Source organism: Brevundimonas sp. EAKA, assembly GCF_000698025.1.
GTDB classification, from domain to species: domain Bacteria; phylum Pseudomonadota; class Alphaproteobacteria; order Caulobacterales; family Caulobacteraceae; genus Brevundimonas; species Brevundimonas mediterranea_A.
The window spans coordinates 1-14,838 of record NZ_JMQR01000010.1 but is presented as its reverse complement, the minus strand read 5'-3'; the positions used below and the strand labels follow the sequence as shown (position 1 = coordinate 14,838).

Here is a 14,838-nt window from a genome sequence, read left to right as displayed (position 1 = left end):
GACGCTGTGCAGGCGACGCCCCAAAACCCGCGCTTCCGAACGCGCGAACGGCGTCAGATCAGGCCTTGGCCCTTGGGCAGTTCGGCGTAACGGTGCACGCGCGTGGCCATCACCAGGCCGAAACCGATCATCACCGTCAGCATCACCGTGCCGCCATAGGACAGCAGCGGCATCGGCACCCCCACGACGGGCGCCAGCCCCATGACCATCGCGCCGTTGATCAGCACATACATGGCGAAGGTCGCGGTCACCCCCGACGCGGCCAGACGGCCGAAATGGCTGTGCGACAGGGATGCGATCCGCAGCGAGATCAGGATGATCGCCGCATAACAGGCCAGGATGGTGAAGGAACCGACGAAACCGAACTCCTCGGACACCGCCGCGAAGATGAAATCAGTGTGTTTTTCGGGCAGGAATTCCAGCTGGCTCTGGCTGCCCAGGCCGAACCCCTTGCCCAGGAAGCCGCCGGAGCCCAGGGCGATCTTGGACTGCATGATGTGATAGCCCGTGCCCGACGGATCGGCCTCCGGGTTCAGGAAGGTCAGCACCCTGTGGCGTTGATACTCGTGCATGCCGAACATCACATAGGGCGGAATCAGCGCCACGGCGGCGGCGCCCACAGCAGCGATGATCTTCCAGCTCAGCCCCGCCATGAACATAATGGCCGCGCCGGTCAGGCCGATCAGCATGGCCGAGCCCAGGTCCGGCTGGTGCGCCACCAGCAGGAAGGGCAGGCCGATGATGGCGACCGGATAGATCAGCTTCCAGTGGAAGCTGGCCTCCTTGGCCGAAGCGCCGTGATACCAGCGCGCCAGGGCCAGAACGACGCCGATCTTCATGATCTCGGACGGCTGGATGCGCGTCACGCCGAGGTTCAGCCAGCGGGTAGCGCCCATGGCCGTATAACCCAGGCCCGGAACCTCGATCAGGGCCAGCATCAGCAGGGCCACCCCATAGACCGGATAGGCCAGGCCGAACCAGAAGCGGATATTGACCATGGACAGGGCCAGCATCAGGGCCACGCACATGCCGAAGCGGATCAGGTGTTTCGCCGCCCACGGCGACCAGGACCCTCCGCCCACGGAATAGAGCATCAATGCGCCGGTGCCGGACACCACGCAGATCAGAGCCAGCAGACGCCAGTCGATCTGACTGATCTTGGTCGAAACGCGCTCGCGCTCGCCGGGACGGGACAGGGCGGAAGCGGTCATCAGCGCGGCTCGGACAGATAGGGGCGTGGACCCGTGGTGACGGTCGGCATCTGACGGGTGCGACGTGCCGTCTCAGCCCCCACGACATCCGGCTCGGGAGGCGCAGCGCCTTCTAGTTCGGCTGCCTCGGCCGAGGCTGTAGGCTCCGGTGGTGGTGGTCGCGTCATACGCGCCACCATGTCCGGGTCCTTAAGCAGCACTGTGCGCATGATTTCGCGCGCACGTGGAGCCGCAGCGGTCGATCCGGCCAAGCCGCCATGCTCAATGATGACGGCGATAGCGTAGCGCGGCTCGTCCACAGGGGCGAACGCCACAAATAGGTTGTGGTCCTTCAGCGCCCAGGTGACGTCGGCGCTCTTGCGAGAGCCTGTTCCGTAGTTGCGCACCTGCGCCGTGCCTGTCTTGCCGGCCATCTTGATGTCGCCGAGCCCTAGCTGGCTCTGGCGATAGGCGCCGCCCCCGACGTCATTGGCCACCGCCACCATGCCCTGACGAACGATTTCGAGGTGTTCGGGCGGGAAGGGCAGATCGGGCACCGCAGCGCCGCTGGGTTGATCCACCCCGCCGACCGACTTGATCAGACGCGGCATGATCGCCTTTCGTGCATTGGCGAAGCGCGCGGTCGTCACGGCCAGTTGCAGAGCTGTGACGTTCACGTCGCCCTGCCCGATCGCAACCGACAAGGTCTCGCCTGGATACCAGGTCCGAGAATCAGGGTTGGGATTGTTCTTGTTGTAGTTCGCCTTCCAGGCCCGACTGGGAATCGATCCGGCCTTCTGGTTGCCGACCCCGATGTCGTAGGTCTGCATGAAGCCGATCTTCTTGCCGACCTCCTGAATCTTGTCGACGCCGGCCCGATTGCACATGTGATAAAAATAGACATCGCACGACGTCTTGATCGCATCATGCATGTTCATGGGGCCGTGGCCGCCGGGTTTCCAGCAGCGGAACGTCCGTGACCCGAAGCGATAGCCGCCGGTGCAGACCACCCGCTCGTCAGGATCGACCCCAGCCTCCAGCAAGGCCAGCGAGGTTGTCAGTTTGAACGTCGACCCGGGGTGAAAGACGCCGCCGATGGCCTTGTCGAGCAGCGGCTTGCGCTCATAATCGCGGAGAGCGCTGTAGACGTTGGAGGGAATACCGCCAACAAACAGGTTGGGGTCGAACGAGGGCGCGGACACCATGCAGAGGATGTCGCCGTTGCGGACGTCCATCACCACGCAACCGCCGGACTCTTCGCCGAACACCTCCAGCGCCCGGTTCTGGACATCGGCGTCCAGAGTAAGAACAACCTCCTTGCCCGGCACGGCGGTGCGTGAACCGCCGATATCCTCGGCCACCACCCGGCCCCGGGCGTCCACTTCAACCCGGTTGCCGCCCGGCTCTCCGCGCAGGGCTTCGTCCAGCGCTTTTTCGACGCCTTGGCGTCCGATCCGGAAACCGGGGTTGAACAGCAGCGGCGGCACCGTCTCGCCCTTATCGCGGATCGCCTTGACGTCGCGGTCAGACACCTTGGCGACATAACCGATCACATGGGCGAAGGCGCCGCCGAACGGATAGTAGCGGGCCTCGTTCATGTCGGCCATGACGCCGGGCAGTTCGTTGGCGTACTGGTTGACCTTGGCGAACTCTTCCCAGGTCAGGTCGCTCTTGACCGGCACCGGGTTGAATTTGGGCGAGGCGTTGACCTCGCGGATGATCGCGCGTCGACGTTCCAGCGTGTCGGGCAGCAGACGGCCCAGAAGATCCAGCGTCTGATCCAGATCCTTGGTCTCGTCACGGATCACCAGCACCCGGAAACTGGGCCGGTTGCCGGCGATGACCACGCCGTTGCGGTCCTTGATCAGGCCGCGCGGCGGCGGGACCATGCGGAAGTTGAACTGGTTCTGCGACGACAGGGTCGCATATTCCTGGGCCTGGACGACCTGAAGCTGGGCCAGCCGCCCCACCAGGGCCGTGACCCCCAGGGCCGTCAGCCCGCCGAACACGAAGGTGCGGCGCAGGAAGGAGCCCTGGCGCTCGTTGACGTCGGCGAAGAAGATGGAGGGTTCGCCGCTCATCGGAACCGGATATCCCCGTCGTCGAACCGTTCCAGCATCCAGTCGGCGATCGGATACAGGATCAGGGTCGGCAGAATCTGGCCGATCAGGGCCAGGATCGCCGGCGGATTGCCCGCCCTCACCGCCACGATCACATAGGCGACCAGGAAGGCGGCCAGGGTGCAGGCCATATACCAGGCGAAGCGGATCACCCCCTCATGCCCAGCCAGCAGATTGCGCGACAAAAGGATCACGACATAGACGCCCATCAGACACAGAGCCCAAAGGCCCAGAGGTCCGTTCCACAACAGGTCCAGGAACAGACCAAGCCCGAAGAGTACTGCGGGCGCCGTCATCGACGGCCGGATCAGCGGCCAGGCGAAGGCCAGCACCATCGGAAACACCGGCTCCGGCAGCATCAAGCCGAACAGTTGCACAGGCGTGGCGAAGATGATGGTGGCGGCGATCGCCGCCAGGGCCGGATAGACGATCCATTGCAGAGGTCCGACGACGCGGACCGCGACCGGACGTCTCACGTCACGCCCTCCGGCGCCTGTGCGGGCGTTGGTTGTGGAGACGTCGCCGCCGATGGCGCCTCGGCGGCGGGTCGAGTTTGCGCCGGACGAGTCTGAACGGGACGCGCCTGGGGCGCCGCCGGTGTTTTTGCAGGCGGTGTCGCGGCGACGGCGGCGGCGGCGCGCGCCCGTGCCGCTTGGGCCTCCGCGGCCGCCTGACGGCGTGCTGCCGCGTCGCCTATGGCGCCCGCCTGTTCAGCGTTCGGCGGAGGCGCCGTGGTCAAACCGGCCAGGGGCGGCGCATTGAGCGCATTCGGATCGATCAGTTGGCCGAAGTCCTGGAACAGCAGAACCCGCACATAGTCGATGGCGCCGCGATCACTGAACAGTTTCACGCGCCAGCTGCCGTCGATCCCCTTGGCCGCCACGCCGATGGGAATGCCGCGCGGCAGGCCGCCGCCATCGCCGGAACTCAGGATCCGGTCGCCCGCCTGCACAGAACCGGCCCCGCGCACGAACTCCAGCCGGGGGTTGTCGCTGCCGTCGCCGGTCAGCAGGGCGCGGGCGTCGGTGCGGTCCACCAGAACCGGCGTACGGGACGCGACGTCGGTCAGCAGCACCATGCGACTGACGCCGCCGGTGACGCCGGTGACGCGGCCGATCAGACCGTGCTCGTTAATGACCGGATTGCCGATCCGCACGCCTTTCGACGCGCCGACATCCACCAGCTTGGCGCGATTGAAGGGGCCGCGGGCATCCGAAATGGCGCGCGCCGTGACCATGGGCACGGCCGGTTCGGTCCGCAGACCCAGCATGGCTTCATAACGGGCGTTGACGTTCTTCAAGGCGATGGCCTGGTCGCGCCAGGGCTCCAACTCGGCCACCTCGGCCCTCAGCCGCCGGTTCTCGGACACTGCAAAGAAATACCCGCCGATGTAATCGGTGACGGCGCCGACCCAGCGCACCGGCGCGGCGAAGACGCCGCTGACCGGCCCGGTCACAGAGGCCGCAGCCCCCCGCGCCGCGCCATAGCTGGAGCCGCCGTCCGGCGTCGTGCGATCGCTGACAAGAAGAAGAGCCGCGCCCGCCATGGCCACGACTGCGACCACCGCGGCGGTCCAGGCCAGCGGCACCTTCAGGTTTTCAAAAGGGCCGTCGCGAAACGCCACGGGCGACCTTCCACATAAGGGGTTGGAATCGGCAGGCGCCCCTGCCGTCATGCCTGCCTATCGCAAAATCGGGGCCAGAATGGAACCGTTGATCGCGAAGGCCCGAAAGGATTTGCAGCCAGGTTCTCACCCGGCTGCAGACGAATTGATCAGAGCGCCGAGTCGAGCACGCCCTTCATCCAGCGCGGATGTTCCAGAACGCGGCCGCAACCGATGGCGACGCACGACAGCGGATCGTCAGCCACCGAAACCGGAAGGCCGGTATGGTCGCGGATCTCGATGTCCAGGCCGCGCAGCAGGGCGCCGCCGCCCGTCAGCATGATGCCCTTGTCGGCGATGTCGGCGGCCAGTTCCGGCGGGGTGGCCTCCAGCGCGACCTTCACCGCCTCGATGATCTGGGTCACCGGCTCGGCCAGGGCTTCGGCCGCCTGACGTTCCGAGATGCGGACCTCGCGCGGCACGCCCTGCATCAGGTCGCGGCCCTTGACCTCGATCGACAGGCCTTCGCCGTCGGCCGGGATACGGGCGGTGCCGATGTCCTTCTTGATGCGTTCGGCGGTCGTCTCGCCGATCAGCAGATTATGGTTGCGACGCATGTAGCTGATGATGCTGTCGTCCATCTTGTCGCCGCCGACGCGGACCGAACGCGAATAGACGATGCCCGACAGCGACAGGACAGCCACTTCCGTCGTGCCGCCGCCGATGTCGACGACCATCGAGCCGGTCGGCTCGTGGATCGGCAGGCCTGCGCCGATCGCGGCGGCCATCGGCTCGTCGATCAGGCCCACGCGGCGCGCAGAGGCGTTCAGGCAGGAGTCGTTGATGGCGCGACGCTCGACCGCCGTGGCGCCCGACGGCACGCAGACGATGATCTTCGGGTTCACGAAGCCCTTGCGGTTATGCACCTTGCGGATGAAGTGCTTGATCATCTCTTCGGCGACTTCGAAGTCAGCGATGACGCCGTCACGCATCGGGCGGATGGCTTCCATGTGGCCCGGGGTGCGGCCCAGCATCTGCTTGGCCTCTATGCCTACGGCGTGGACGATCTTGCGTCCGCCGACATTGCGTAGGGCCACGACCGAAGGCTCGTTCAGGACGATGCCCTTGCCCTTCATGTAGATCAGGGTGTTGGCGGTGCCCAGGTCCATCGCGATGTCGTTGGAGATCGCGCCGAAAAGGGAAAAGCTCATGGGAATCGATACCGTTGTTCTTTGACCGAGGGCGTCAGTTTCGCAGTTGACCTGGCGACGCCCCGCTGCCCTGACATCCCCTTGCCGGACAGCTTCCTGATCGTCTTCGCCACGTCTACCGTTGGCCCGTGTGCCCGTATGAAACAGGGAATACAACCCCCTTAGCGCACCGTATCCAAGTTCACCCCCAACCCTGTGGAACAGCCGCGCTTGGGGGTGTTCACGTTAGCGTCATGAGGGTGGGAAACAGCCTGTGAAACATGCTGCCTTTCGCTTGCCGGATCAGTCGCCGCGCGCGACTTCGCGCCGCTTCACCCATTCGCGAACACCCAGCATCAGAGCCAGCCAGGCCAGGGCCACGCCCGCCAGTATGGCCGAGGTCCAGATCCCGTCGCCGCTGACCGCCGTCATGAAGGATCCGCCGAAGAAGGCCACCAGGGCCGTCTTGGGCAGCACTCCGAGCGCGCAACCGGCCAGGAAGCCGGGAAACGACGCCCGCGCCGCGCCGAACGCCATGTTGACGACGATGAAGGGCGCCGACGGCACGTTGCGGATCATGAAGCTGGCGTAGAAGGCGTTCTGACCCACGAACCGAGTCAGCCGCCCCACCGTCCTGCCCCCGTGCCGTTCAAGCAGGCGCGCCGTCGGCCCGCGCCCCATCCAATAGGTGACGGCGGCCGAGGCGACCGTGGCGATCCAGCTGTACAGAAACCCGAACCACGGCCCGAAGGCCACGACGCAGGCGGCGATCAGGATGAACTGCGGCGCCCCGAAGAAGGCCGCGACTGTGAAGACGACGATGGCGGCCGGCAGTCCCCAAGGCCCATCCCTGAACCCGCCCAGCCAGGCCTCCAGCCTCACCTCGGCGTCCAGGCCCAACTGGCTCTTGCCCACGGCGAACAGGGCGATCATGGCGCCCAGCAGAAGGGCCGTCGCCAGCACGGCGCGCCAGCGACGCGCCTCCATATTCGACAGGAAATCGATGATCCAGCGCATCAGGAGCGCCGCTTATCATCCTGTCCGGCGATTAGCGAGCGTCGGCGGATTGTCCCGAACGGCGACGGCGCGTAAGGAACCTCGCCTTCCCCGGCACGAACCTTCCAAGATCGACGGGATACCCATGTCCAGCCTGCAATCTTCCGCCCTCGCCCGCGTCAAGCCCTCGGCCACCATCGCCGTGACCGCCCAGGCCCGGAAGCTTAAAGCCGAGGGCCGCGACGTGATCGGCCTCGGCGCCGGAGAGCCGGACTTCGACACGCCCGAGAATATCAAACAGGCCGCGATCGACGCGATCCATCGCGGCGAGACCAAATACACCGACGCCGACGGCATGCCCGAGCTGAAGAAGGCCATCGTGGCCAAGTTCGCGCGTGAGAACGGTCTGAACTATGACGTGTCGCAGATCCACGTCGCGCCGGGCGGCAAGCCGGTCATCTTCAACGCCCTGGTCGCCACCCTGAACCCCGGCGACGAGGTCATCGTGCCCGCCCCCTACTGGGTCTCCTACCCCGACATGGTCCTGCTGGCCGGCGGCGAGCCCGTCACCGTGGTCGGCGAGGAGAAGGACGGCTTCAAACTGCGTCCCGAGGTGCTGGAGGCCGCCATCACGCCCCGCACCAAGTGGCTGATCCTGAACAGCCCGTCCAACCCGACCGGCGCCGCCTACACCCAGGCGGAGCTGCTGGCCCTGGCCGACGTCCTGCGTCGCCACCCGCACGTCTGGGTGCTGACCGACGACATGTACGAGCACCTCGTCTATGGCGACTTCGACTACACCACTATCGCCCAGGTCGCGCCCGACCTGATCGATCGCACCCTGACGGTCAACGGCGTGTCCAAGGCCTATGCCATGACCGGCTGGCGCATCGGCTACGCCGGCGGGCCGAAGGCGCTGATCGACCTGATGCGCAAGGTGGCCAGCCAGACCACCTCCAACCCCACCAGCATCAGCCAGTGGGCGGCGGTCGAGGCCCTGAACGGAACCCAGGACTTCATCCCCGAGCGCAAGGCCGCCTTCGAGAAGCGTCGCGACCTGGTCGTCTCGATGCTGAACCAGGCGACCGGCCTCACCTGCGCTGTGCCGGAAGGCGCATTCTACGTCTATCCGTCCATCGCCGGCCTGATCGGCAAGACGACGGAATCGGGCGTGGTCATCGACGGCGACAGCACCTTCGCCGCCGAACTGCTGAACGCCGAGGGCGTCGCCGTGGTCCAGGGCGAGGCCTTCGGCCTGTCGCCCTATTTCCGCATCAGCTACGCCACCTCCGACGCCGTGCTGGAAGAAGCCTGCACCCGCATCCAGCGCTTCGCCGCCTCGCTGCGCTGACGATTCCGTTCCACTGCCCGTCACCCTCGGGCTCGTCCCGAGGGGTGACGGGCGAGAGGGTGGGAATCGCGTAGAGCGCGATCAGGTTCAGAACACCGTCACCTTCGCTGGGTTCGCCTGATCGCGCGTGCCCGCCGACGTCGCCATGCCGTTCTTGACCAGGGCGATCCCGACCGAGCCCTCGCCGCCGGTCTTGGTCAGGGAGCAGCGGCCGTTGTCGCCGGGCAGGCGGCCATGGCGGCTGCCTCGGCCATCCTGAGTCATGATGTTCATCCAGCGGTCCCGCTCATAGGGACTGACCCAGACCGTCACAGGGCGAAATCGACAGACCAGGGTCCAGGACGCGCCCTGGGGTGCGGCGACCGACCAGTGCAGTCCCTGATAGGCGTCCTTGCCAACATGGGTCTGGGCCTCGGCGCCCATGCCCAGGCCAAGCGCCAGAAACGCCGCCAGCACGAAACTTCGCCTCATCACGCCCTCCCCCGTTTCCGGGAGAGGATGCGATGATCAGGGCCGGCTGGCCATGCCCAGTTTGATCGGCTTGGCGTCGTCGGCCAGGGCGCCGCGCTTGACGCCCCACAGCAGGATGATCGGCGCGCCGACATAGATGGACGAATAGGTGCCGATGATGATGCCGAACATCAGGGCGATCGAGAAGCCGAACAGGGCCTCGCCGCCGAAGATCGCCAGGGCCGCCAGCACCATGACGGCGGTCACGCCGGTGATGATGGTCCGCGACAGGGTCTCGTTCAGAGACAGATCGATCACCTCACGCAATGGCATGGTCTTATACTTGCGCAGGTTCTCGCGAAGACGGTCGAACACCACCACGGTGTCGTTCATCGAATAGCCGATGACGGTCAGGATGGCGGCGACCATGTTCAGGCTGAACTCCAGCCGGAACAGCACGATCAGACCGAAGGTCAGCACCACGTCGTGCAGCAGGCCGATCACGGCGCCGAAGCCGAACTGCGGTTCGAACCGGAACCAGATGTAGAGGAACATCAGGCCGATGGCGACGCCCAGGGCCAGCAGGCCCGAGGTGAACAGCTCGCCCGAGACCTTGGAGCCGACGACGCTGACGCCCGAATACTGGACCTCGCCCACGGTCTGGCTGATTGCGGTCTCGACCTGGTTGACCACCTGGGTCTGGTCGCGGCCTTCCGGCACCTGGAAGCGTAGAATGGCGGTCGAGCCGTCATCCACATTGCTGTCGCGCCGGGCGATGCCCTGCACCTGGACGTCGCCCAGGTTCAGGCTGTTGACCGCCTCACGCACGCGGTCCAGCTCGATAGCCTGACCGGCCGGCTTGGACACCTCCATCGAGGCGCCGCCCCGGAAGTCGATGCCCATGTTCAGGCCGGGAACGAAACACGCCACGATCGAGGCGACGCACAGAACCACCGACAGCACCGCGGCGAACCGGGCGTATTTGACGAAATGGAAATTCGTCTTCTGCGGCAGCAGTTTGATGAAGGGCCATCCACGCATCGCCATCACTCCGCGATCGGCAGTTTTTTGGGCTTGGCGGTCTTGAGCCAGTAGGCCAGCAGCACCTGGGCCACCAGAACCGACGAGAACACCGAGGTGAAGACGCCGATGCTCAGCGTCCAGGCGAAGCCGCGCACCGGACCGGCGCCGAAGACGAACATGATCGCCGCCGCCACCAGGGTGGTGACATTGGCGTCCAGGATCGTGCCCCAGGCCTTGGAGAAGCCGGCGTCCATGCTGGCGATCACGCTGCGGCCCGACCGGGCCTCGTCACGCATCCGCTCATAGATCAGCACATTGGCGTCCACGGCCACGGCGAAGGTCAGGATCAGACCGGCGATGCCCGGCAGGGTCAGGGTCGCCTGGGTCAGCGACATGGCCGCCACGATCAGCACCCCGTTCAGCACCAGGCCGATGACCGACACGCCCCCGAACAGGAAGCCGTAGGCCAGGATCATGAAGACCACGATGATGGCGAAGCCGACGGCGGTCGACAGGGCGCCCGCCGTCACGGCGTCGGCGCCCAGTTCGGCGGTGACGGTCCGGCGTTCCTCGACGTTCAGCGGCGCCGGCAGGGCGCCCCCGTTCAGCAGGTTCACCATCGTCGCGGCTTCCTGGATCGAGAATTGGCCTTCGATGATGCCCGAGCCGTTGGTGATGGCGCTATTGATGCGCGGCGCCGAGATGACCTTGCCGTCCAGGATGATGGCGAAGGGCTTGCCGATGTTGGCGGACGTCGCCTCGCCGAACCGGCGGGCGCCCGCGCCATCGAAGCGGAAGCCGATAGCAGGCCGACCGCTTTGGTCAGCATCGACCGAGGCTCTCGTCAGGTTCTCGCCCGAGACGAGCACCCGCTTCTTGACCAGATAGGGCGTGCCCTGCTCGTCCATAAGCAGTTCGGCGTCCGGCGGAACCCGTCCGGCCATGGCGTCCGTCACCGAATTCTCGGTATCCACCATCTGGAAGGTCAGCTGCGCCGTCTGGCCGATGACCTCCTCCAGCTTGCGAGGATCGCTCTCGCCCGGCGCCTGGACCACGATCCGGTCGGCGCCCTGGCGGGTTATCGAGGGTTCGCGCGTGCCCAGGCTGTCGATCCGGCGGCGCACCACCTCGATCGACTGGTCCACCGCCGTCGCTCCCATGCCGGCCAGGGCCGTGTCCGTATAGGCGAAGCGGATCCGGTCGCCGCCCACACGCGTCGCCGTGCGCTCGACCTGCCCTGAGGGGCCCGCGGCCCCGGCCAGCTGGCGCAGGGCTTCGAAGGCCGCCGTCTGCTGCCCCGGATTGGCCAGGGTCACGATCACCCCGCCGGCTTCGCGCTGGAAGCCGTTGGTGGCGATCCCCTCGCCGTTCAGCGTGACCCGTACATCCTCGATCAGGTTGGTGACGCGCTTTTCGCGCATCGCCGGCACATCGACTTCCAGCAGCAGATACGACCCGCCCTGCAGGTCGAGCCCGAGGTTCAGGGCGTTCTTCGGCAGCCAGCCGGGCAGCGCCTCCCGCTGAGCCGAGCTCAGCAGGTTGGGGAAGGCCAGCAGGCAGCCGAGGATCGCCGAGGCGACGACGAGGATGACTTTCCAGCGCGAGAGCTGAATCATGAGGGCGGTCTCGGTTCAGCGATACGCGAAGTATCAGGCCTTGGAATCGTTGGCGGCGATGGCGGTGCGGTTGCGCACCTCGGCGATCATCGTCTTGACCACGCGCACATTGACGCTGGGCGCGATCTCGACATTGACCTCGGCCTCTTCGACGCGGGTCACCTTGCCGATCATGCCGCTGGACAGCACGACGGTGTCGCCGCGCTTCACGGCGCCGATGGCCGCCGCATGTTCCTTGGCGCGCTTCTGCTGCGGACGGATCAGCAGGAAGTAGAACAGGATGAAGATGGCGACGATCGGCAGGAACTGCATGATCACGGCCATCATGCCGCCGTCAGCTGGGGCGCCCATGGGTAGTCTCCGAACACAAGGGGGACAGCCCTCGCCGGCCCCCATTAAAACGAGGCGCGGAACCTAGGGCTCCGTCTCGCGGATTGCAACGCGGCTAAACGTTCAGCGTGGCAATACGGTCAGGGGATCGACCGCGACCGGGTCGTCGCCGCGCATCTGACGGGTTTCGAAATGGATCGACGGGCGTCCGTCGCCGGCCGTCAGACCGACCGTGCCGATCTGCTGGCCCGCACGCACGTCGTCGCCGTCCTTGACCGTGGCCGAACCCAGATGGCCGTAAACCGTGCGCCAGCCGCCGTTGTGGACCACCAGCACCGTCAGCCCCTGCCCCACCAGATCGTCGCCCACATAGGCTACGCGTCCCCCGGCCGAGGCCACGACCGAGGCGCCGGCCGAGGCGCCGATGTTGATCCCGTTGTTGCGCTCGCCCATCCCGACCGGGCCGAACCGCCGCAGGATATCGCCGCGCACCGGCCACAACAGGGCGATGGGACCGCCCGCAACGGGCGTCGCGGAAGGCGCGGCGCTGACCGGCGGGCGAGCCGCGCCGACGGCCGGGGCCGTCGGACGGGTTTGAGCCGGAAGCGCGGCGTTGCCCGAAGGCGGAGGCGGCGGCGGAGGCGGGGCCATGCCGCTGTTCGGCACCAGAACTCCGGCCGGCGAAGGCCCGGTCGCATAGGGGTCGCGGCCTGTATCGACCGCCGCATCGGGAAGAATGATTCGTTGGCCCGTCGTGATCGCGCCGCGCGGCCCCAGGCCGTTCAGATCGATCAGGGTCTGAACCGGCGTCTGGAACCGCCGGCCGACGCCCGAGATGGTGTCGCCCGGCTGGATCTCATAGGCGGCGCCCGGCGTGACCACGCCCGAGGGGGTCGGCGACGCCGGATAGGAGGACGCGGGAGGAACATAGGTCGGCTGCGTCGGCGTCGCAGCGACCGGCGGCGGCAGATATCCCCCATCCACCTGGCCGACCGGCGCCGTCGCTTGCGGCTGCGGATAAGGCTGAGCCTGGGGAGAGGTCGGCTGACCATACGGACCTTGCTGCGCCGGCGGCGGATAGGCGCCCTGCCCGCCCACCGTCGGTCGCGTCGAATACTGCGGCTCGGACGGATAGGTCATACAGGCCGCCGCGCTCAGCGACGCCCCCGCGATTACAACCGCTCTGATCCAGCCCGATATCACCGCCACCGGCCGCTCCTTAGATGGTTAAACTGCCCGCCCGGTGTGCCCGCTCGCGCCGCTTAAGCCAAGCCCGCAATCATCGCCAAAGTTGGGCGGGAAGGTTAACGGCGAGACGGCGTGACTCGTGAGAGGTGAATCGTGAAGTGAATCGAGGGCGACATTCAGTCACGACAAACGATTCACCATTCAAGCCCACCTACCCCTCCTTCGCCGTCCCCTCGACCAGGGGCACGAACCGCACCTCCGTCAGGCTCTCGCGCCGGAATGACCCGTCGCCCTGACCGACATAGCGGTGCAGCATCTGCACCGAGGTCCGGCCAACGGGCGCGACCAGAACACCGTTCGGCTTCAACTGTTTCAACAGTTCGGTCGGCTCGGCCGGAGACGCCGCCGTCACCATGATGCGATCGAAGGGCGCCTGTTCGATCCAGCCCAGGCCGCCGTCGCCATGTTTGGTGATGACATTGTCGATCTCCAGCGTCCGCAGCTTGGCCTCCGCCTCGACCAGCAGGCTGCGATACCGCTCCACCGAATAGACATAGCGGGCCAGCCGGCTCAGCACCGCGCACTGGTATCCGCTGCCGGTGCCGATCTCCAGCACCCGGTGGCGGGGCTGGACGTCCAGGGCCTGGGTCATCAGGCCGACGATATAGGGCTGGCTGATGGTCTGGGCGCAGTCGATGGGCAGGGCCTGGTCTTCCCAGGCCTGGTCCAGGAATTTCTCGTGCACGAAGACCGCGCGGTCGATGCTCTCCATCGCGGCCAGCACCTGGGGATCCGTCACCCCTTGCTGGCGCAGCGACAGGATCAGCCGTCCGGCGCGGTCGTCGTGCAGGTTCATTTTCCTCCCCCCCTGGGGGAGGGGGACCGCGACGCCCTTGCGTCGTGGTGGAGGGGGCGCGAGACAGCCGGCCTCATCACGCAGCGCGCTCCGTCTTCTTCGGCGGCGCCCCGCCCAGCACCTTCTTCAGGTCATGGACGCTGGCCATGTGGGTCAGGTCGATGTGCAGCGGCGTGACCGAGATCCGCCCCGCCTCGATGGCCCTCAGGTCGGTGCCCTCGGCATGCTCCTGCTTCTCGCCGCGGAAGCTCATCCAGTAATAATCCCGCCCGCGCAGGTCGGTGCGCCGCACCGCGTGCATCTCGCCCACGTCGCGGAACCCTTGCGTCGTCACCTCGATCTGCTCGACCCGTTCCGGCGGCAGGTTGGGGAAGTTCAGGTTCATCACCACCCCATTGGCCCATTTCTGGTCCAGCAGCTTGCTGATGATGGCCGGGGCGAAGGCCTCGGCCGTCTCCCAGTGGGCCACCACCTCGTCATGGAACCGCTCCAGGCTCTGGCTCAGGGCGATGGAGCGGATGCCGAAGGCCATGCCCTGAAGCGCGCCCGCCACCGTGCCCGAATAGCTGACGTCCTCGCCGATATTATGCCCCCGGTTGACGCCGGACAGCACCAGGTCCGGCCGCTCCGGCATCAGGTCGTTGACCGCCAGGATGACGCAGTCGGTCGGCGTCCCCGTCACCGAAAACCGCCGCTCGCCGTGCCTGTGCACCCGCAGCGGCTCGCTCAGCGTGATGCCCCGGCCCTTGGCCGACTGTTCGACGGCGGGCGCGCACACCCAGATGTCGTCGCTCAGCGTCCGCGCGATCCGCTCAAGGGATTCAAGACCTTCCGCCTCGATCCCGTCGTCGTTTGTCAGGAGGATTCTCATGCCATCTCCCCCCCTTGGGGGGAGACAGGCGCGCATAGCGCGCCAGAGGGGGGC

14 protein-coding genes are annotated in these 14,838 nt (G+C 66.7%); 1 reads left to right on the top strand and 13 read right to left on the bottom strand.

What is annotated here, in order from left to right; genetic code table 11:
• Nucleotides 1-53 precede the first annotated feature (53 nt).
• The 6 genes from rodA to ER13_RS02875 all read right to left on the bottom strand — a co-directional run bounded on the left by rodA (nt 54) and on the right by ER13_RS02875 (nt 7,120).
• Entirely contained in the window at nt 54-1,211 is a 1,158-nt protein-coding gene (rodA, locus tag ER13_RS02900) for a rod shape-determining protein RodA (protein WP_008259084.1), read from the bottom strand.
• On the bottom strand, nt 1,211-3,271 hold the full coding sequence (gene mrdA / locus ER13_RS02895) for a penicillin-binding protein 2 (protein WP_035306267.1): 2,061 nt from the start codon (nt 3,269-3,271) through the stop codon (nt 1,211-1,213). Before mrdA ends, rodA begins: the two co-directional genes overlap by 1 nt.
• Entirely contained in the window at nt 3,268-3,786 is a 519-nt protein-coding gene (locus ER13_RS02890; RefSeq protein ID WP_035306265.1) for a hypothetical protein, read from the bottom strand. Before ER13_RS02890 ends, mrdA begins: the two co-directional genes overlap by 4 nt.
• Complete coding sequence (gene mreC, locus ER13_RS02885; protein ID WP_035306262.1) at nt 3,783-4,934, bottom strand: rod shape-determining protein MreC; 1,152 nt, start codon at nt 4,932-4,934, stop codon at nt 3,783-3,785. Before mreC ends, ER13_RS02890 begins: the two co-directional genes overlap by 4 nt.
• Nucleotides 4,935-5,083: 149 nt before the next feature.
• Nucleotides 5,084-6,124 carry a rod shape-determining protein gene (locus tag ER13_RS02880; protein WP_008260883.1) on the bottom strand — a complete coding sequence of 347 codons (1,041 nt, stop codon included), beginning with the start codon at nt 6,122-6,124 and terminating at the stop codon, nt 5,084-5,086.
• A 282-nt stretch (nt 6,125-6,406) separates the two neighbouring features.
• Nucleotides 6,407-7,120: a TVP38/TMEM64 family protein gene (locus ER13_RS02875; RefSeq protein WP_052004768.1), complete on the bottom strand. Its 714-nt coding sequence runs from the start codon at nt 7,118-7,120 to the stop codon at nt 6,407-6,409.
• 124 nt (nt 7,121-7,244) lie between these two features.
• Between ER13_RS02875 and ER13_RS02870 the strand changes: the two genes are divergently transcribed.
• The gene (locus tag ER13_RS02870) at nt 7,245-8,450 is read left to right on the top strand and encodes a pyridoxal phosphate-dependent aminotransferase (RefSeq protein ID WP_008263621.1); all 1,206 of its coding nucleotides are present in this window, start codon (nt 7,245-7,247) and stop codon (nt 8,448-8,450) included.
• 87 nt (nt 8,451-8,537) lie between these two features.
• On the opposite strand, the gene ER13_RS02865 is transcribed toward ER13_RS02870, so the two are convergent.
• The 7 genes from ER13_RS02865 to surE all read right to left on the bottom strand — a co-directional run bounded on the left by ER13_RS02865 (nt 8,538) and on the right by surE (nt 14,784).
• Nucleotides 8,538-8,921 carry a hypothetical protein gene (locus ER13_RS02865; protein WP_008261029.1) on the bottom strand — a complete coding sequence of 128 codons (384 nt, stop codon included), beginning with the start codon at nt 8,919-8,921 and terminating at the stop codon, nt 8,538-8,540.
• A 36-nt stretch (nt 8,922-8,957) separates the two neighbouring features.
• Entirely contained in the window at nt 8,958-9,947 is a 990-nt protein-coding gene (gene secF, locus ER13_RS02860) for a protein translocase subunit SecF (protein WP_035306257.1), read from the bottom strand.
• Nucleotides 9,947-11,539, bottom strand: coding sequence for a protein translocase subunit SecD (gene secD, locus ER13_RS02855; protein WP_035306253.1), 1,593 nt, complete (start codon nt 11,537-11,539; stop codon nt 9,947-9,949). Before secD ends, secF begins: the two co-directional genes overlap by 1 nt.
• Nucleotides 11,540-11,572: 33 nt before the next feature.
• Nucleotides 11,573-11,890 carry a preprotein translocase subunit YajC gene (gene yajC / locus ER13_RS02850; RefSeq protein ID WP_008262385.1) on the bottom strand — a complete coding sequence of 106 codons (318 nt, stop codon included), beginning with the start codon at nt 11,888-11,890 and terminating at the stop codon, nt 11,573-11,575.
• Nucleotides 11,891-11,992: 102 nt separating this feature from the next.
• Nucleotides 11,993-13,009 (bottom strand): peptidoglycan DD-metalloendopeptidase family protein, encoded by a 1,017-nt coding sequence (locus ER13_RS02845; protein ID WP_081836104.1) that lies wholly within the window; start codon nt 13,007-13,009, stop codon nt 11,993-11,995.
• Between the two features lie 259 nt (nt 13,010-13,268).
• Complete coding sequence (locus tag ER13_RS02840; protein WP_035306252.1) at nt 13,269-13,913, bottom strand: protein-L-isoaspartate(D-aspartate) O-methyltransferase; 645 nt, start codon at nt 13,911-13,913, stop codon at nt 13,269-13,271.
• Between the two features lie 76 nt (nt 13,914-13,989).
• A complete protein-coding gene (surE, locus tag ER13_RS02835; protein WP_008261109.1) occupies nt 13,990-14,784 on the bottom strand; it encodes a 5'/3'-nucleotidase SurE in 795 nt (264 codons plus the stop codon).
• Between the last annotated feature and the right edge of the window lie 54 nt (nt 14,785-14,838).

Bases quoted from the DNA above. Each gene is read 5' to 3' on its own strand.
- rodA (WP_008259084.1), bottom strand. From the start codon at position 1,211: ATGACCGCTTCCGCCCTGTCCCGTCCCGGCGAGCGCGAGCGCGTTTCG.
- mrdA (WP_035306267.1), bottom strand. From the start codon at position 3,271: ATGAGCGGCGAACCCTCCATCTTCTTCGCCGACGTCAACGAGCGCCAG.
- ER13_RS02880 (WP_008260883.1), bottom strand. From the start codon at position 6,124: ATGAGCTTTTCCCTTTTCGGCGCGATCTCCAACGACATCGCGATGGAC.
- ER13_RS02875 (WP_052004768.1), bottom strand. From the start codon at position 7,120: ATGCGCTGGATCATCGATTTCCTGTCGAATATGGAGGCGCGTCGCTGG.
- ER13_RS02870 (WP_008263621.1), top strand. From the start codon at position 7,245: ATGTCCAGCCTGCAATCTTCCGCCCTCGCCCGCGTCAAGCCCTCGGCC.
- ER13_RS02865 (WP_008261029.1), bottom strand. From the start codon at position 8,921: ATGAGGCGAAGTTTCGTGCTGGCGGCGTTTCTGGCGCTTGGCCTGGGC.
- secF (WP_035306257.1), bottom strand. From the start codon at position 9,947: ATGGCGATGCGTGGATGGCCCTTCATCAAACTGCTGCCGCAGAAGACG.
- secD (WP_035306253.1), bottom strand. From the start codon at position 11,539: ATGATTCAGCTCTCGCGCTGGAAAGTCATCCTCGTCGTCGCCTCGGCG.
- yajC (WP_008262385.1), bottom strand. From the start codon at position 11,890: ATGGGCGCCCCAGCTGACGGCGGCATGATGGCCGTGATCATGCAGTTC.
- ER13_RS02845 (WP_081836104.1), bottom strand. From the start codon at position 13,009: ATGACCTATCCGTCCGAGCCGCAGTATTCGACGCGACCGACGGTGGGC.
- ER13_RS02840 (WP_035306252.1), bottom strand. From the start codon at position 13,913: ATGAACCTGCACGACGACCGCGCCGGACGGCTGATCCTGTCGCTGCGC.
- surE (WP_008261109.1), bottom strand. From the start codon at position 14,784: ATGAGAATCCTCCTGACAAACGACGACGGGATCGAGGCGGAAGGTCTT.